12 protein-coding genes are annotated in these 14,244 nt (G+C 66.3%); 10 read left to right on the top strand and 2 right to left on the bottom strand.

Annotated elements, in window-relative coordinates; all coding sequences use genetic code 11:
• Positions 1–170 precede the first annotated feature (170 nt).
• Positions 171–1,076 carry a tyrosine recombinase XerC gene (locus AC0QTX_RS22490; protein ID WP_474606051.1) on the bottom strand — a complete coding sequence of 302 codons (906 nt, stop codon included), beginning with the start codon at positions 1,074–1,076 and terminating at the stop codon, positions 171–173.
• A gap of 157 nt (positions 1,077–1,233) precedes the next feature.
• Between AC0QTX_RS22490 and AC0QTX_RS22485 the strand changes: the two genes are divergently transcribed.
• The 9 genes from AC0QTX_RS22485 to AC0QTX_RS22445 all read left to right on the top strand — a co-directional run bounded on the left by AC0QTX_RS22485 (position 1,234) and on the right by AC0QTX_RS22445 (position 10,435).
• Complete coding sequence (locus AC0QTX_RS22485) at positions 1,234–1,869, top strand: class I SAM-dependent methyltransferase (protein WP_474606050.1); 636 nt, start codon at positions 1,234–1,236, stop codon at positions 1,867–1,869.
• 38 nt (positions 1,870–1,907) lie between these two features.
• Positions 1,908–4,070 (top strand): primosomal protein N', encoded by a 2,163-nt coding sequence (locus AC0QTX_RS22480; protein WP_474606049.1) that lies wholly within the window; start codon positions 1,908–1,910, stop codon positions 4,068–4,070.
• 26 nt (positions 4,071–4,096) lie between these two features.
• A complete protein-coding gene (locus AC0QTX_RS22475) occupies positions 4,097–4,657 on the top strand; it encodes a histidine phosphatase family protein (protein WP_474606048.1) in 561 nt (186 codons plus the stop codon).
• A 210-nt stretch (positions 4,658–4,867) separates the two neighbouring features.
• Positions 4,868–5,440, top strand: coding sequence for a F0F1 ATP synthase subunit delta (locus tag AC0QTX_RS22470; protein WP_474606047.1), 573 nt, complete (start codon positions 4,868–4,870; stop codon positions 5,438–5,440).
• Positions 5,440–6,969, top strand: coding sequence for a F0F1 ATP synthase subunit alpha (gene atpA, locus AC0QTX_RS22465; protein ID WP_474606046.1), 1,530 nt, complete (start codon positions 5,440–5,442; stop codon positions 6,967–6,969). Before AC0QTX_RS22470 ends, atpA begins: the two co-directional genes overlap by 1 nt.
• Positions 6,970–7,023: 54 nt before the next feature.
• Positions 7,024–7,896 carry a F0F1 ATP synthase subunit gamma gene (locus AC0QTX_RS22460; protein WP_474606045.1) on the top strand — a complete coding sequence of 291 codons (873 nt, stop codon included), beginning with the start codon at positions 7,024–7,026 and terminating at the stop codon, positions 7,894–7,896.
• A 23-nt stretch (positions 7,897–7,919) separates the two neighbouring features.
• Entirely contained in the window at positions 7,920–9,374 is a 1,455-nt protein-coding gene (gene atpD / locus AC0QTX_RS22455) for a F0F1 ATP synthase subunit beta (RefSeq protein WP_474606044.1), read from the top strand.
• A 108-nt stretch (positions 9,375–9,482) separates the two neighbouring features.
• The gene (locus AC0QTX_RS22450) at positions 9,483–9,884 is read left to right on the top strand and encodes a F0F1 ATP synthase subunit epsilon (protein WP_474606043.1); all 402 of its coding nucleotides are present in this window, start codon (positions 9,483–9,485) and stop codon (positions 9,882–9,884) included.
• Between the two features lie 38 nt (positions 9,885–9,922).
• On the top strand, positions 9,923–10,435 hold the full coding sequence (locus AC0QTX_RS22445) for a 2'-5' RNA ligase family protein (RefSeq protein WP_474606042.1): 513 nt from the start codon (positions 9,923–9,925) through the stop codon (positions 10,433–10,435).
• Between the two features lie 133 nt (positions 10,436–10,568).
• On the opposite strand, the gene putA is transcribed toward AC0QTX_RS22445, so the two are convergent.
• The gene (gene putA, locus AC0QTX_RS22440) at positions 10,569–13,667 is read right to left on the bottom strand and encodes a bifunctional proline dehydrogenase/L-glutamate gamma-semialdehyde dehydrogenase PutA (RefSeq protein ID WP_474606041.1); all 3,099 of its coding nucleotides are present in this window, start codon (positions 13,665–13,667) and stop codon (positions 10,569–10,571) included.
• Positions 13,668–13,781: 114 nt separating this feature from the next.
• Here putA and AC0QTX_RS22435 point away from each other — a divergent pair, with 114 nt between their 5' ends.
• Complete coding sequence (locus AC0QTX_RS22435) at positions 13,782–14,243, top strand: Lrp/AsnC ligand binding domain-containing protein (protein ID WP_474606040.1); 462 nt, start codon at positions 13,782–13,784, stop codon at positions 14,241–14,243.
• Position 14,244 lies beyond the last annotated feature (1 nt).

Here is a 14,244-nt window from a genome sequence, read left to right as displayed (position 1 = left end):
GATCCATCACCGCCGACATTGTAAAATCAATGCACGACGCTGCTCGTCTCTTTCTGAGACGTCGTGGTTATGGATCCACGCCTGCGCGGGGATGACAGCGGTGAGGATCCAGCGCCTGATCCCGCATACGATCCCGGATCGGCTCCGCCGTCCGGGATGAGGATTGGAAGCTATTTCACCCGTGCCCTCGGATGGGCGGCGTTGAACGCATCCAACAGCCGGGCCGCATCCACCTTCGTGTAGAGCTGCGTGGTCGAGAGCGAGGCGTGGCCCAGGAGTTCCTGAATGCCCCGCAGGTCGCCGCCCTTGGCCAGCAGATGCGTGGCGAAGGAATGGCGCAGGGCATGGGGCGTGGCGCTGTCGGGCAGGCCGAGCGCGCCGCGCAGCTCCTCCACGGCCAGCTGAATGATGCGGGGCGAGAGCGGCCCGCCGCGGGCCCCGACGAAGAGCGGTCCCTCGGGCGGGACCGCATAGGGGCAGAGTTCCAGATACTGCTCCACGGCCCGCTGGATCGGCGGAATCACCGGCACGCTGCGCATCTTGGCCCCCTTGCCGGTGACGGTGATGGCATCGATGCCGTTCACGGGCGCGTCCCGGCGCTGCAGGCCGAGCGCCTCGGAAATGCGCAGCCCCGCTCCGTAGAGCAGCGACAGCACGGCCGCGTCCCGCGCCAGGATCCAGGGCTTGCGGTTCTCTCCCGCTCTGGTTTCCGCATCCGTCACGGCGACGGCCGAGGCGGCGGAGAGGGGGCGCGGCAGGTTCTTGTCCACCTTGGGGGTGCGAATCGCCGCAAAGGCCGAGGCGGTGCCGTGCCCCTCCCGCTCCAGATGCCGGGCAAAGGAGCGCAGGGCCGCAAGCTGGCGCATCAGCGAGCGGCTTCCCACCGAATCCATCCGACGGGCCGCCAGGAAAGCGCGGATGTCCAAGGGTTTCAGGCCCAGGATCCCTTTGACCCCCGGCGGCTCGCCGAGATGATTCGTCAGGAAGGCCAGGAACTGCCGCAGGTCCCGCGCATAGGCCTCGACCGTCTTTCCCGAGAGCCGCCGCTCCTTGGCCAGGGAGGCAAGCCATGCCATCGCCTCTGTGCGGGTGTCGTCCGCGCCGGGAAAGACGAGATCGAGAATGGAGGTTGTGTTTTGTGCGTCTGCCACAGTCACAATATCCGCCTTCGATCTTGCCAAACCATGAAGCCGGAGGGCTACTGACACCTTAACAGCAAGAGGGAGCATCCGCATGAACCAGGACAGGATGAACCAGGACAGGGGCAGCATTCCGGGAACGGAAGGGTACGGCGAACAGGCTGACAGCCTCGTCGATTCCTATGAAAGTGTGGTGTTCCAGGATCTCTATGGCCCGCTCTTGGATCTTCTGCCCGACGGTGGCCGGGCCATGGATGTCGGTACCGGCACGGGGCGTGACGCAGCGGCCCTGGCGCGGCTTGGGTTTCAGGTTCATGCGGTCGAGCCGACAGCCGAGCTGCGAGCCCATGCACAGCGGCTTCATCCCGATTCGAACATCGTCTGGATCGACGATTCCCTGCCGGACCTGGCCAGGGTCCACGCCGGTCCGGTGCGGTTCGATCTCATTCTGATGACGGCCGTATGGATGCATCTCGATGCGGCGGAGCGCACCCGCGCCCTGCCGCGGATCGCGGAGCTGCTTGCTCCCGGGGGGCGGATCTTCATGACCGTTCGCAAAGGGCCCGTGCCTGCCGGTCGGCGGATGTTCGCGGTGCCCATCGATCCGCTGGTGTCGCAGGCGCAGGCCACCGGCCTCTCACTCCTCCAACGCTACGAGTTTGCCGATATGCTTGGCCGCAGGGATGTGAGCTGGACCATGCTTGCTTTCGAGAAGGGAAATCGGGTCTAAGCTGTCGCCATGGTTTCGTTGCTCGTTCCCGCATTCTGATGGCCGCCAAGATCGTCGATGTCCTCATCCCGCTGGCGCTGGACACGGCCTATTCCTATGCCGTGCCGGAGGGCCTCGGCCTCGAGGAGGGCGACGTGGTGCAGGTGCCGCTCGCCAACCGTGAGGTGGTGGGCGTCGTCTGGGGGTTGCGGGAGGGCCAGGGCGGCAACCTGAAGAAGGTCTCCGGCGTCGTCGATGCGCCGAATCTGTCGCCCGAGATGCGCAAGTTCCTGGACTGGATTGCCTGGTATACGCTTGCGCCCAAGGGCTCGGCCCTTGCCATGGGACTCAAGATTCCCGATGCCGACCGGCAGGAGGTCGCCCGTGTCGGGGTGCGGCTGGCCGGCGCTCTGCCGAAGCGCATGACGCCCGCACGGCAGAAGGTGGTCGAGATCGCCCAGGATGGCGCCGTGCGGCTCAAGAGCGAGCTCGCCCACGCGGCCGGCGTCAGCAACGGTGTCATCGACGGGCTGATCGACGAGGGAACCCTGGAGACGGTGGCGCTTCTGGCCGAGCCGGTGGCCGGGATGCCCGACCCCGCCTTTGGCGACACCGCTCTCTCCGACGGCCAGGGCGAGGCGGCGGAAAAGCTCGTCGCCGCCATGGGCGAGGAGCATCCGCCCGTGATCCTGCTGGAGGGCGTTACGGGCTCCGGCAAGACCGAGGTTTACTTCGAGGCCGTGGCCGAGGCCGTGCGCCAAGGCCGGCAGGCCCTGATCCTGATGCCCGAGATCGCACTCACGGCCCAATTCCTCGACCGGTTCGCCGCCCGTTTCGGGGTGAAGCCCGCCACCTGGCATTCCGGCGTCACGGGCCGCAGGCGCGAGCGGATGTATGCGGCCATCGCCTCGGGCGAGGCGAAGGTGGTGGCCGGCGCCCGCTCGGCCCTGTTCCTGCCTTACGCGGATCTCGGCCTGATCGTGGTCGATGAGGAGCACGAGACCGCCTACAAGCAGGACGACGGGGTGCATTACCATGCCCGCGACATGGCGGTGGTGCGCGGCAAGATCGAGAACGCCTCCGTGATCCTAGCCTCGGCCACGCCGTCCATCGAGAGCCGGGTCAACGTGGAGCGCGGGCGCTACCGCCATGTGCGCCTGCCCGAACGCTTCGGCGGCCGCTCCTTGCCGCAGATCCGGGCCGTGGACCTGCGCAAGGAAGCCATTCCGAAGGGGCGCTGGCTCTCGCCGACCCTGGTGATGTCCGTGGAAGACACGGTCGCCCGCGGCGAGCAGGCCCTGCTCTTCCTCAATCGGCGCGGCTACGCCCCGCTCACCCTCTGCCGAGCCTGCGCCCACCGCTACGAATGCCCGAACTGCTCCTCCTGGCTGGTGGAGCACCGGTTCCGTCGCTCCCTCGTCTGCCACCATTGCGGCCATGTGGAGCGCACGCCGCATGCGTGCATCGAGTGCGGCAGCGTCGATTCCCTGGTGCCGTGCGGCCCCGGCGTCGAGCGGATCGCCGAAGAGGCGGCGGCGCTGTTCCCGGACAAGCGCTGCATCGTGCTCTCCAGCGATTTTCCCGGCGGCACCGAGCGGCTGCGGGCGGAATTGGCCGCCATCGCGGCGGGCGAGTTCGACATCGTCATCGGCACCCAGCTCGTGGCCAAGGGCCACAACTTCCCGCTCATGACCCTGGTGGGCGTGCTCGACGCCGATATCGGCCTCACATCGGGCGATCCCCGGGCGGCCGAGCGCACGTTCCAGATGCTGCAGCAGGTCACGGGCCGCGCCGGGCGCGGCGAAAAGCCCGGACGGGCTCTGGTCCAGACCTGGCAGCCGGACCATCCGGTCATTGCGGCCCTGATCTCCGGCGATGCGGAGCGGTTCTACGAGGAGGAGACCCGGGTGCGCGAGATGGCCGGGCTGCCGCCCTTCGGGCGCCTGGCCTCCCTCATCGTCTCGGCCGCCGAGCGCGAGGCGGCGGAGGCCCATGCCCGCGCCATGGCGCTGGTGGCGGAGCCGCCGCCCGGCGTCACGGTGCTTGGGCCCGCCGAAGCCCCGCTCGCCCTAATCCGGGGCCGCTACCGCTTCCGGCTGCTGGTCAAGACCGAACGGGAGGTGGACCTCCAGGGTTACTTGCGGAGTTGGATGGCTCGCTGCCCCAAGGTCCGCGGGAACACGCGGGTCTCCATCGATGTGGATCCGCAGAGCTTTCTCTAAACGAATACATCATCAAGACAGGTACCATGCCCAAGATCGTTCATTGCATTCGCCACGGCCAGTCCACCTTCAATGCCCATTGGGTTGAGCACGGGGAGGATCCGGGGCATTTCGATGCGCCCCTGACAGAGCTTGGCCGGCAGCAGGTGGCCGAGCGGGCGCCGGAGCTGCGCCAGTATCCCTATGAACTCATTGTGACCTCGCCGCTGACCCGGGCGATCCAGACCACCATGGGGCTGTTCGGGGATCATCCGGCCGCGCCGACGATTCTGGTGGAATGCCTTCACCGGGAGCACCTGGAGAGCAGCTGCGACGTGGGGCGCGCCGTCTCCCATCTGGCCCAGGATTTCCCCCACCTGCACTTCGGCCATCTGGAGGAGGTCTGGTGGCACAACGAGGGCGAGGTGAACGAGCGGGGCTTCGTCTACGAGCCGGCCCATGTGTTCGAGGAGCGGGTCGAGCGGTTCCGGACATGGCTCGCCGAGCGGCCGGAATCCACGATCGCCGTGGTGGGCCACGGCACCTTCTTCAGCCGGCTCACCGGCCGCTTCCTGGCGAACTGCGAAGTCGCCACCCTGGAACTTTAGGCCCCACCCCGGCAGGCACCCGGTTTTTCCCGGCCAAACAGGGCCCAGCTCGCCTTGCGCCTCGTAAAAACCCATGCTAGTGCACCCTCGCCTGACGGGCGGAGAAGGCTCCCGCCCCAGGCTCATTTCCACACCTGACGGGTCTCCCGGATGCCGCGTTCGCAGGCTTTCCCGGTCCGAGGCCCGTTATGACACGAGAGAGATGGTTACGTGGCGCAAAGCGGTTCCCAAGAAGGACCCCTCCTGTCGGGCGTAGCGTTGCGCTATGCTTCGGCACTGTTCGAGCTCGCCCGCGAAGCGAACGCCGTGGACGCCGTCGCCGGCGATCTCGCCCGCTTCGACCAGCTGATCCGCGGCAGCGACGACTTGCAGCGCCTGATCACCAATCCCATCTTCACGGGTGAGGAGCAGTCGAACGCGATCGGTGCGATCCTCGACAAGGTCGGCATCACGGGCCTTGCGGGCAATTTCATCCGCCTCGTGTCCTCCAAGCGCCGGCTCTTCGTCCTGCCGGACATGATCCGCGCCTTCCAGAATCTGGTGTCCGACGCCAAGGGCATCGTCCGGGCGCAGGTTACCCTGGCGGAGGCCCCGTCCGACACCGTGCTGAACGAAATCAAGGCGGCGCTGCGCGACGTCGCCAAGGCTGACGTCGCTGTCGACGTCAAAATCGACCCGAGCCTCATCGGCGGTCTCATCGTGAAGATGGGCTCCCGCATGGTGGATGCCTCGGTGCGCACCAAACTCAATTCCATTCGTCTAGCGATGAAAGAGGTCCACTGATGGACATTCGAGCCGCTGAGATCTCCGCGATCCTCAAAGAGCAGATCAAGAACTTCGGTACCGAAGCTGAAGTCACCGAAGTCGGGCAGGTTCTGTCCGTCGGTGACGGTATCGCCCGTTGCTATGGCCTCGACAAGGTTCAGGCCGGCGAGATGGTCGAATTCGAGAGCGGCGTGCGCGGCATGGCCCTCAACCTCGAGACCGACAACGTCGGCGTCGTGGTGTTCGGCTCCGACCGCGAGATCGCCGAAGGCCAGACCGTGAAGCGCACGGGCGCCATCGTGGACGTGCCGGTCGGCAAGGGCCTGCTCGGCCGCGTCGTCGACGCGCTCGGCAACCCCATCGACGGCAAGGGCCCGATCCAGTCCACCGAGCGCCGCCGCGTGGACGTGAAGGCTCCCGGCATCATTCCGCGCAAGTCGGTGCACGAGCCGATGGCGACGGGCCTCAAGGCCATCGACGCCCTGATCCCGGTCGGCCGCGGCCAGCGCGAGCTGATCATCGGCGACCGCCAGACCGGCAAGACCGCCGTCGTGCTCGACACGATCCTCAACCAGAAGCCGCTCAACCAGGGCGACGACGAGAGCCAAAAGCTGTACTGCGTCTACGTCGCGGTCGGTCAGAAGCGCTCCACGGTCGCCCAGTTCGTGAAGGTGCTCGAAGAGCAGGGCGCGCTGGAATACTCCATCATCATCGCGGCCACCGCATCCGACCCGGCTCCGATGCAGTTCCTGGCGCCCTTCTCGGGCTGCGCCATGGGCGAATTCTTCCGCGACAACGGCATGCATGCCGTGATCGTGTACGACGACCTGTCCAAGCAGGCCGTCGCCTACCGCCAGATGTCGCTGCTGCTGCGCCGTCCGCCGGGCCGCGAGGCCTATCCGGGCGACGTGTTCTACCTGCACTCCCGCCTGCTCGAGCGTGCCGCTAAGCTCAACGACAGCCAGGGCGCGGGCTCGCTCACCGCTCTGCCGGTCATCGAGACTCAGGCCAACGACGTGTCGGCCTATATTCCGACCAACGTGATCTCGATCACCGACGGCCAGATCTTCCTCGAGACGGACCTGTTCTACCAGGGCATCCGCCCGGCGGTGAACGTCGGCCTCTCCGTGTCGCGCGTGGGCTCCTCGGCCCAGACCAAGGCGATGAAGAAGGTCGCGGGCAAGATCAAGGGCGAGCTGGCGCAGTACCGCGAGATGGCGGCCTTCGCCCAGTTCGGCTCCGACCTCGATGCCACCACCCAGCGCCTGCTGAACCGTGGTTCGCGCCTGACCGAGCTCCTGAAGCAGCCGCAGTTCTCGCCGCTGAAGATGGAAGAGCAGGTCGCCGTGATCTATGCCGGCGTGAACGGCTACCTCGACACCCTGCCCCTCAACCGGGTGCGGGCGTTCGAGGACGGGCTGCTCTCGCTCCTGCGCGGCAAGCACGCCGATATCCTCGATGCCATCCGGGCTTCGAAGGACCTGTCGAGCGACTCGGAGGCGAAGCTCAAGGACGTCGTCCAGAACTTTGCCAAGTCTTTCTCGTAAAGACTCCGTTTTCCTAGGATCCAGCCGGATTTCCGGAGAGGGTAGGGCCGCTCGATGCCGAGCTTGAAAGACCTTCGTAACCGCATCGCCTCGGTCAAGGCGACGCAGAAGATCACCAAGGCCATGCAGATGGTGGCCGCCGCGAAGCTGCGCCGCGCGCAGACCGCGGCTGAAGCCGCGCGCCCCTATGCGGAGCGCATGTCCTCGGTGCTCGGCAACCTCGCGTCCGGCATCGTCGTCGGGCCCGAGACGCCGCGACTGCTGGCCGGCACCGGTTCCGACCGGGTTCACCTGCTGATCGTCTGCACCGCCGAGCGCGGCCTCTGCGGCGCGTTCAACTCCTCGATCGCGCGTCTTGCCCGCGACCATGCCAACCGGCTGATGGCCGAGGGCAAGACGGTCAAGATCATCTGCGTGGGCAAGAAGGGCTACGACATTCTGCGTCGCCAGTTCGCCCAGCAAATCATCGAGCTCGTCGACCTGCGCTCCGTGCGCCAGCTCGGGTTCGAGCAGGGCGACATGATCGCCCAGAAGGTGCTTGCCCGCTTCGAGGCGGGCGAGTTCGACGTGGCGACCCTGTTCTACTCGCGCTTCCGCTCGGTGATCGCCCAGATCCCGACGGCGCAGCAGATCATCCCGGCCCAGATCGAGGCCGGCGCCGGCTCGTCCGACGCGGTCTACGACTACGAGCCCGAGGAAGGCGAGATCCTGGCGACGCTCCTGCCGCGGAACCTCACCGTGCAGATCTTCCGCGCGCTGCTCGAGAACGCCGCTTCCGAACAGGGCGCCCGCATGAGCGCCATGGACAATGCGACCCGCAACGCGGGCGAAATGATCAAGAAGCAGACGATGACCTATAACCGGTCCCGTCAGGCGATGATCACCAAGGAACTGATCGAAATCATTTCGGGCGCCGAGGCGCTCTGACAAGCATCCGAGAGGAGCCACACATGGCCAATTCCGCCACTACCCCGCGCGTCGCGACCGGCCGCATCACGCAGGTCATCGGCGCCGTCGTCGACGTGCAGTTCGAAGGCCACCTGCCGGAGATCCTCAACGCTCTCGAGACCACGAACGGCGGCAACCGCCTCGTGCTCGAAGTGGCGCAGCAGCTCGGCGAGAGCACCGTGCGCTGCATCGCCATGGACACCTCCGAGGGCCTCGTCCGCGGCCAGCCGGTCACCGACACGGGCGCGCCCATCTCGGTGCCCGTCGGCACCGCTACCCTGGGCCGCATCATGAACGTCATCGGCGAGCCGGTGGACGAGGCTGGTCCCATCGTGGGTGAAGGCATCCGCGCCATCCACCAGCCGGCTCCTTCCTACGCCGAGCAGTCCACCGAGGGTCAGATCCTCGTGACGGGAATCAAGGTCGTCGACCTGCTCGCGCCCTATGCCAAGGGCGGCAAGATCGGCCTCTTCGGCGGTGCCGGCGTCGGCAAGACCGTGCTGATCATGGAGCTCATCAACAACGTCGCGAAGGCCCACGGCGGCTACTCCGTGTTCGCCGGCGTCGGCGAGCGCACCCGTGAGGGCAACGATCTCTATCACGAGATGATCGAGTCCAAGGTGAACGTCAATCCGCACGAGAACGGCTCGGCTGCCGGCTCCAAGTGCGCCCTCGTGTACGGCCAGATGAATGAGCCCCCGGGCGCCCGCGCCCGCGTCGCGCTCACCGGCCTCACCGTCGCCGAGAACTTCCGCGACCAGGGTCAGGACGTGCTGTTCTTCGTGGACAACATCTTCCGCTTCACCCAGGCGGGCTCCGAGGTGTCGGCGCTCCTCGGCCGTATTCCTTCGGCGGTGGGCTATCAGCCGACGCTCTCCACCGACATGGGCGCCCTGCAGGAGCGCATCACCACCACCACCAAGGGCTCGATCACCTCGGTGCAGGCCATCTACGTGCCCGCCGACGACCTGACCGACCCGGCTCCAGCCACCTCCTTCGCCCACCTCGACGCCACGACCGTTCTCTCGCGCTCGATCGCCGAAAAGGGCATCTACCCGGCCGTGGATCCGCTCGACTCGACCTCGCGCATGCTGTCTGCCGCCATCGTCGGCGAGGAGCACTACAACACCGCCCGTCAGGTCCAGCAGGTGCTGCAGCGCTACAAGGCGCTCCAAGACATCATCGCGATCCTGGGCATGGACGAGCTCTCGGAAGAGGACAAGCTCACCGTCGCCCGCGCCCGCAAGATCGAGCGCTTCCTGTCCCAGCCCTTCCACGTGGCCGAAGTGTTCACCGGCTCGCCCGGCAAGCTCGTGGCGCTTGAAGACACCATCAAGGGCTTCAAGGGTCTGGTCGACGGCCAGTACGACCACCTCCCCGAGGCCGCCTTCTACATGGTCGGCACCATCGAGGAAGCCGTCGAGAAGGCCCAGCGCCTCGCTGCCGAAGCGGCTTAACTGCGTCGAACACCATCCCGGAGCCGTCTCTGCACGCTCCGGGATGTTCTTGTCTTAAGCGTATCTCCCAAACGATTCCCGAAACCACCGGGATGACGAGGAGCTCCAATGGCTACCTTCAACTTCGAACTCGTCTCTCCCGAGCGCGTGCTGTTCTCCGGCGACGTCGACGCCGTGGTGCTCCCGGCCACCGAAGGCGACATGACGGTTCTGGCCGGCCACTCGCCGGTGATGACGGCCCTCAAGACCGGTTTCCTCGTCATCACCAGCAACCCGGGCAACGGGCGGCGGATCCTGGTGCGCGGCGGCTTCGCCGACGTGAACCAGAACGGCCTCACGGTTCTGGCCGAGCGCGCTCTTCCGGAGGAGGAGCTCACCCAGGAGATCCTCGATCGCGAGATCCTGACGGCAGAGATGCACTACGACGCCACCAACGATCCGGCCGCCAAGCACGCGGCGGAATCGGCTGTCGCGCAATTGCGCGAAGCCAAGGCGGCGCTGAACTTCTGATCCTGAAACAACCCGGCCCCGAGCCGGGTTTTTCTTTCATGGACAACCACGCGCCGCTCATCCTCACGCTTCAGCTCGACGACCGCTCCTTCGCCTTCTTCGACGAGCAGCGACGACGCTATTTTCCCCCTGAGCGGAACTTCATCCCGGCGCACCTGACGCTGTTCCATCACCTGCCGGGAGAGTATCTCGCGAAAGTCCAGCAGGACATCGAAGACCGTACGTCGGATCAGAAGCCTTTCAGCCTCGACGTGACAGGCCTGCGCCCACTGGGACGTGGCGTAGCCTACGCTCTAGCATCCGCAGAACTCACGGACATGCGCCGTCACTTCGCGCTGACATGGAACGACTGGCTCAAGCCTCAGGACCGGCAGAACCACAACCCACATGTGACGATTCAGAACAAGGTGGATCCGACGCAGGCAAGGGCTCTCTTGGAGGAATTGAGGGACAGCTTTCAACCATTTCAGGCCGATGCCGTAGCCCTGGACTTGTGGTGGTATCGTGGAGGGCCCTGGGAGAGGGTTCGCAGCTTTCCGTTCGCTTTGTAACTCCAACGGAACGTCATGGCCGTGCTCGTCACGGCCATCCACGTCTTGCGCCGGGTTGAAGACGTCATCCCAGGAACAAGTCCTGGGATGACGTCGGAGGGTGTCAGTGGCAAACCGAGCTGGCTTGGTTGCGCTACTCCCCCATGGCGATCAGGTTCGCGTTGCCGCCGGCGGCCGCCGTGTTGATCGTCACCGTCTGCTCCGTGGCGAAGCGCAGGAGGTAATGGGGACCGCCGGCCTTCGGTCCCGTTCCCGAGAGGCCATGGCCGCCGAAGGGCTGCACGCCGACCACGGCGCCGATCATGTTGCGGTTCACATAGACGTTGCCCACCGACAGGGCCTCGACGACGCGCTCGACGGTCGAGTCGATGCGCGAATGAACACCGAGCGTCAGACCGTAGCCTGTGCCTTCGATCGACCGCAGTACCTCCTCCAGCCCGTTCGCCTTGTAGCGGACCACGTGGAGCACCGGGCCGAACACTTCCTGAGCGAGATCGTGCGGCCGGTTCAGCTCGAAGATGTGCGGCGCCACGTAGGTGCCGTTCGCCGGCGCCTCGCCGGCATAATGCACTTTCGCCTGACGCTTCATATCGGCCACATGTGCATCGAGCTTGTCCTTGGCCTCGCGGTCGATGACAGGGCCTACATGGGTGGAAATCTCGCGCGGGTCGGCGATCTTCAGCTCGCGGGCGTTGCCGGCGATCATCTCGATCATGCGGTCGGCCACATCCTCCTGCACGCAAAGCAGGCGCAGGGCCGAGCAGCGCTGGCCGGCGGAGCGGAAAGCCGAGGTCACCACGTCGTCGGCGACCTGCTCAGGCAGCGCCGTCGCGTCGACGATCATGGCATTGATGCCGCCGGTCTCGGCGATCAGCGGCACGATGGCCGCGTCCTTGTTGGCCAGCGTGCGGTTGATGATCCGGGCAACTTCCGTCGAGCCGGTGAACACCACGCCGGCCACGTCCTTGTGCTCGACGAGACGGGCGCCGACGCGGCCGTCACCGGGAACGAGATGAAGAGCCGTCTTCGGTACGCCGGCCTCGTGCAGAATGCGCACGGCAAGATCCGCCACCAGGGGCGTCTGCTCGGCAGGCTTGGCAACCACCGCATTGCCGGCCATCAGTGCGGCACTGACCTGGCCCAAAAAGATCGCGAGCGGGAAGTTCCAGGGCGAGATCGCCACGAACACGCCGCGGCCGCGCAGGCGCAGCACGTTGCTCTCGCCCGTCGGACCCGGCATGAGGTCGCCTTCGCCGAAGAGGGCGCGTCCCTGAACGGCGTAGTAGCGCAGGAAATCGACAGCCTCGCGCACCTCGGAGAGCGCATCGTCAAGGGTCTTGCCGGCTTCCACCTGCAGCAGGTGAAGCAGTGCCGCGCGACGCTCTTCCAGGAGATCGGCAGCGCGTAGCAGCGCCCTGGCACGCGTAGTCGCGTCGGTGCGGCTCCACTTTGCGAAGCCGGACTGAGCAGCAGCCATGGCCCGGTCGGCTACGTCCGGTGAGGCCTCGGTAACGGAGCCTGCGAGCGTCGCGCCGTCGATGGGGCTGACAACCGGACGGGACGTGCCCGATGCGGCCTTGCCGTCGATCAGGGGCTCCGCCCTGAAGCTCTGCTGCCCACTCGTACGAATGTCAGCGAGCAGCGCTTCGAGGGAGGCCTGGTGACCGAACTCCACGCCTCGGGAATTGGCGCGCTCCGGCCCATAGAGATCACGCGGCAGGGGCACCTTGGGATGACGTGCCTTGTCGGCGGACACGATGATGTCGGCGGGGCGCTTCAGCAAGGCCTCGACCGGAACGTTGGGGTCCGCCGCCACCGAGACGAAAGAGGAGTTCGCTCCGTTCTCCAGAAGACGGCGCACGAGATAGGCGAGCAGATCGCGGTGGCCGCCCACCGGTGCGTAGGCGCGGCAGGCCAGTCCCGGATTGTCTTCCAGAAGGCGTGCATAGAGCGCCTCGCCCATGCCGTGCAGGCGCTGGAACTCGTAGCCTTCCGTGCCGCCGGCGCGCTCGATGATGGATGCGACGGTGAGCGCGTTGTGGGTGGCGAATTGCGGGTAGATGCGCGGGCGTAGGGACAGCATCTTCTCGGCGCAGGCCATGTAGTGGAGATCGGTCATCGCCTTGCGGGTGAAGACCGGGTAGTCGTCGAGCCCGCGCTCCTGGGCGCGCTTCACCTCCGTGTCCCAATAGGCGCCCTTCACGAGGCGCACCATCAGCTGGCGGTTATGGCGCTCCGCCATGGCGGCAATGGCGTCGATCACCGAGCCGGCGCGCTTCTGATAGGATTGAATGGCAAGGCCGAAGCCTTTCCAGTCGGCCAGCGACGGATCGGCCAGCACGGCCTCGATCACCTCGAGCGACAATTCGAGCCGGTCGGCCTCCTCCGCATCGACGGTGAAGTTGAGATCGTAGGACTTGGCCTGTCGGGCAAGCTCGATGACAAGCGGCACGAGATCGCGCATGACCCGCTCGCGGCTCGTGGCCTCGTAGCGCGGATGCAGGGCCGAAAGCTTCACCGAGATCCCGGGGCGGTTCGGCAATGGCTCGTTGCCGGCGGAGCGGCCGATGGCGTCGATGGCCGACGCGTAGGATTCGAAGTAGCGACGCGCATCCTCGGCGGTGCGGGCGCCTTCGCCCAGCATGTCGAAGGAATAGCGGTAGACGCGGCCCTTCGAGGTGCCCGCCCGCTTCAGGGCTTCCTCGATGGTCTGGCCGAGGACGAAATGGTTTCCCATGACCCGCATGGCCTGGCGTGTCGCCGTGCGTACGGCGGGAAGTCCAAGACGCTTGGTGAGCTGGCCCAGGATGCTTTCCGGTGTTTCGCCCGGCTGGATGACCCGCGCCGTGATGCCGAGCGCCCAGGCCGAGGCCGAGACGAGGAAGGCATCGGACTTCGACTCATGGCCGGCGAAATCTGCCTGTCCGAGCTTGTCCTCGATGAGCCGGTCGGCCGTGGCGGCATCCGGCACCCGCAGCAGGGCCTCGGCCAGGACCATGAGGGCCAGCCCCTCCTTGGTGGAGAGCGCGTATTCCCGCAGCATCTCCTCGACGCCCCCGAGCCCGCCGCCCTTGGCGCGGATCGCGTCGATCAGGCGCGTGGCTTGCGCGTCTACCCGCCGCTCGCGCTCGGGAGAGAGCCTGGCGCCTGCGAGAAGCCTGGCCGCGATGGCCTTATCATCTTCCGCGAAGGGAGGGTTGAAGGGCAGGGCGGGGCTGGGGGCAGGGCTCATCGGGTTATCCTCTGGATGTTTCCCGGAATATAGGTGGCCAAGAGGCGTGCTTCGATGGCAAAATCGTGAGTTCTGCCTTAAGAAATCCGGTGGCTGACCTGAGAGACCGTGAAAATGCCGGATCTTGACCGCACCGATCGCAAAATCCTCAAAGCTCTCCAGGCCGATGGCCGCATTGCCACCGTGGACCTCGCCGAGAAGGTCGGGCTGTCTCCCACGTCCACAAGCGATCGCGTGAAGCGCCTGCAGCGGGAGGGCTTCATCGCCGGCTATGGGGCGCGGCTCGACCCGCACCGTCTGGAGCTGGGGCTCCTGGTCTTCGTGGAGGTCTCCCTCGACAAGACGACGCCCGACGTTTTCGAGAAATTCGCCGAGGCCGTGAAGCGCGCTCCCGAGGTCCTGGAATGCCACATGGTGGCAGGCGGCTTCGACTATCTGGTGAAGACCCGCGTCGCCGACATGGCCGCCTACCGCCGCTTCCTCGGCGAGATCCTTCTCGCCCTGCCGGGCGTGAAGGAGACCCGCACCTATGCGGTGATGGAAGAGGTGAAGAGCGACGGCATGCTGCCGGTTTGAT

The sequence above is a fragment of the Microvirga sp. jy35 genome (assembly GCF_056148915.1).
This window is presented reverse-complemented; position numbering and strand designations above follow the sequence as displayed.

Bases quoted from the DNA above. Each gene is read 5' to 3' on its own strand.
- AC0QTX_RS22490 (WP_474606051.1), bottom strand. From the start codon at position 1,076: ATGGCATGGCTTGCCTCCCTGGCCAAGGAGCGGCGGCTCTCGGGAAAG.
- AC0QTX_RS22485 (WP_474606050.1), top strand. From the start codon at position 1,234: ATGAACCAGGACAGGATGAACCAGGACAGGGGCAGCATTCCGGGAACG.
- AC0QTX_RS22480 (WP_474606049.1), top strand. From the start codon at position 1,908: ATGGCCGCCAAGATCGTCGATGTCCTCATCCCGCTGGCGCTGGACACG.
- AC0QTX_RS22475 (WP_474606048.1), top strand. From the start codon at position 4,097: ATGCCCAAGATCGTTCATTGCATTCGCCACGGCCAGTCCACCTTCAAT.
- atpA (WP_474606046.1), top strand. From the start codon at position 5,440: ATGGACATTCGAGCCGCTGAGATCTCCGCGATCCTCAAAGAGCAGATC.
- AC0QTX_RS22460 (WP_474606045.1), top strand. From the start codon at position 7,024: ATGCCGAGCTTGAAAGACCTTCGTAACCGCATCGCCTCGGTCAAGGCG.
- atpD (WP_474606044.1), top strand. From the start codon at position 7,920: ATGGCCAATTCCGCCACTACCCCGCGCGTCGCGACCGGCCGCATCACG.
- AC0QTX_RS22450 (WP_474606043.1), top strand. From the start codon at position 9,483: ATGGCTACCTTCAACTTCGAACTCGTCTCTCCCGAGCGCGTGCTGTTC.
- AC0QTX_RS22445 (WP_474606042.1), top strand. From the start codon at position 9,923: ATGGACAACCACGCGCCGCTCATCCTCACGCTTCAGCTCGACGACCGC.
- putA (WP_474606041.1), bottom strand. From the start codon at position 13,667: ATGAGCCCTGCCCCCAGCCCCGCCCTGCCCTTCAACCCTCCCTTCGCG.
- AC0QTX_RS22435 (WP_474606040.1), top strand. From the start codon at position 13,782: ATGCCGGATCTTGACCGCACCGATCGCAAAATCCTCAAAGCTCTCCAG.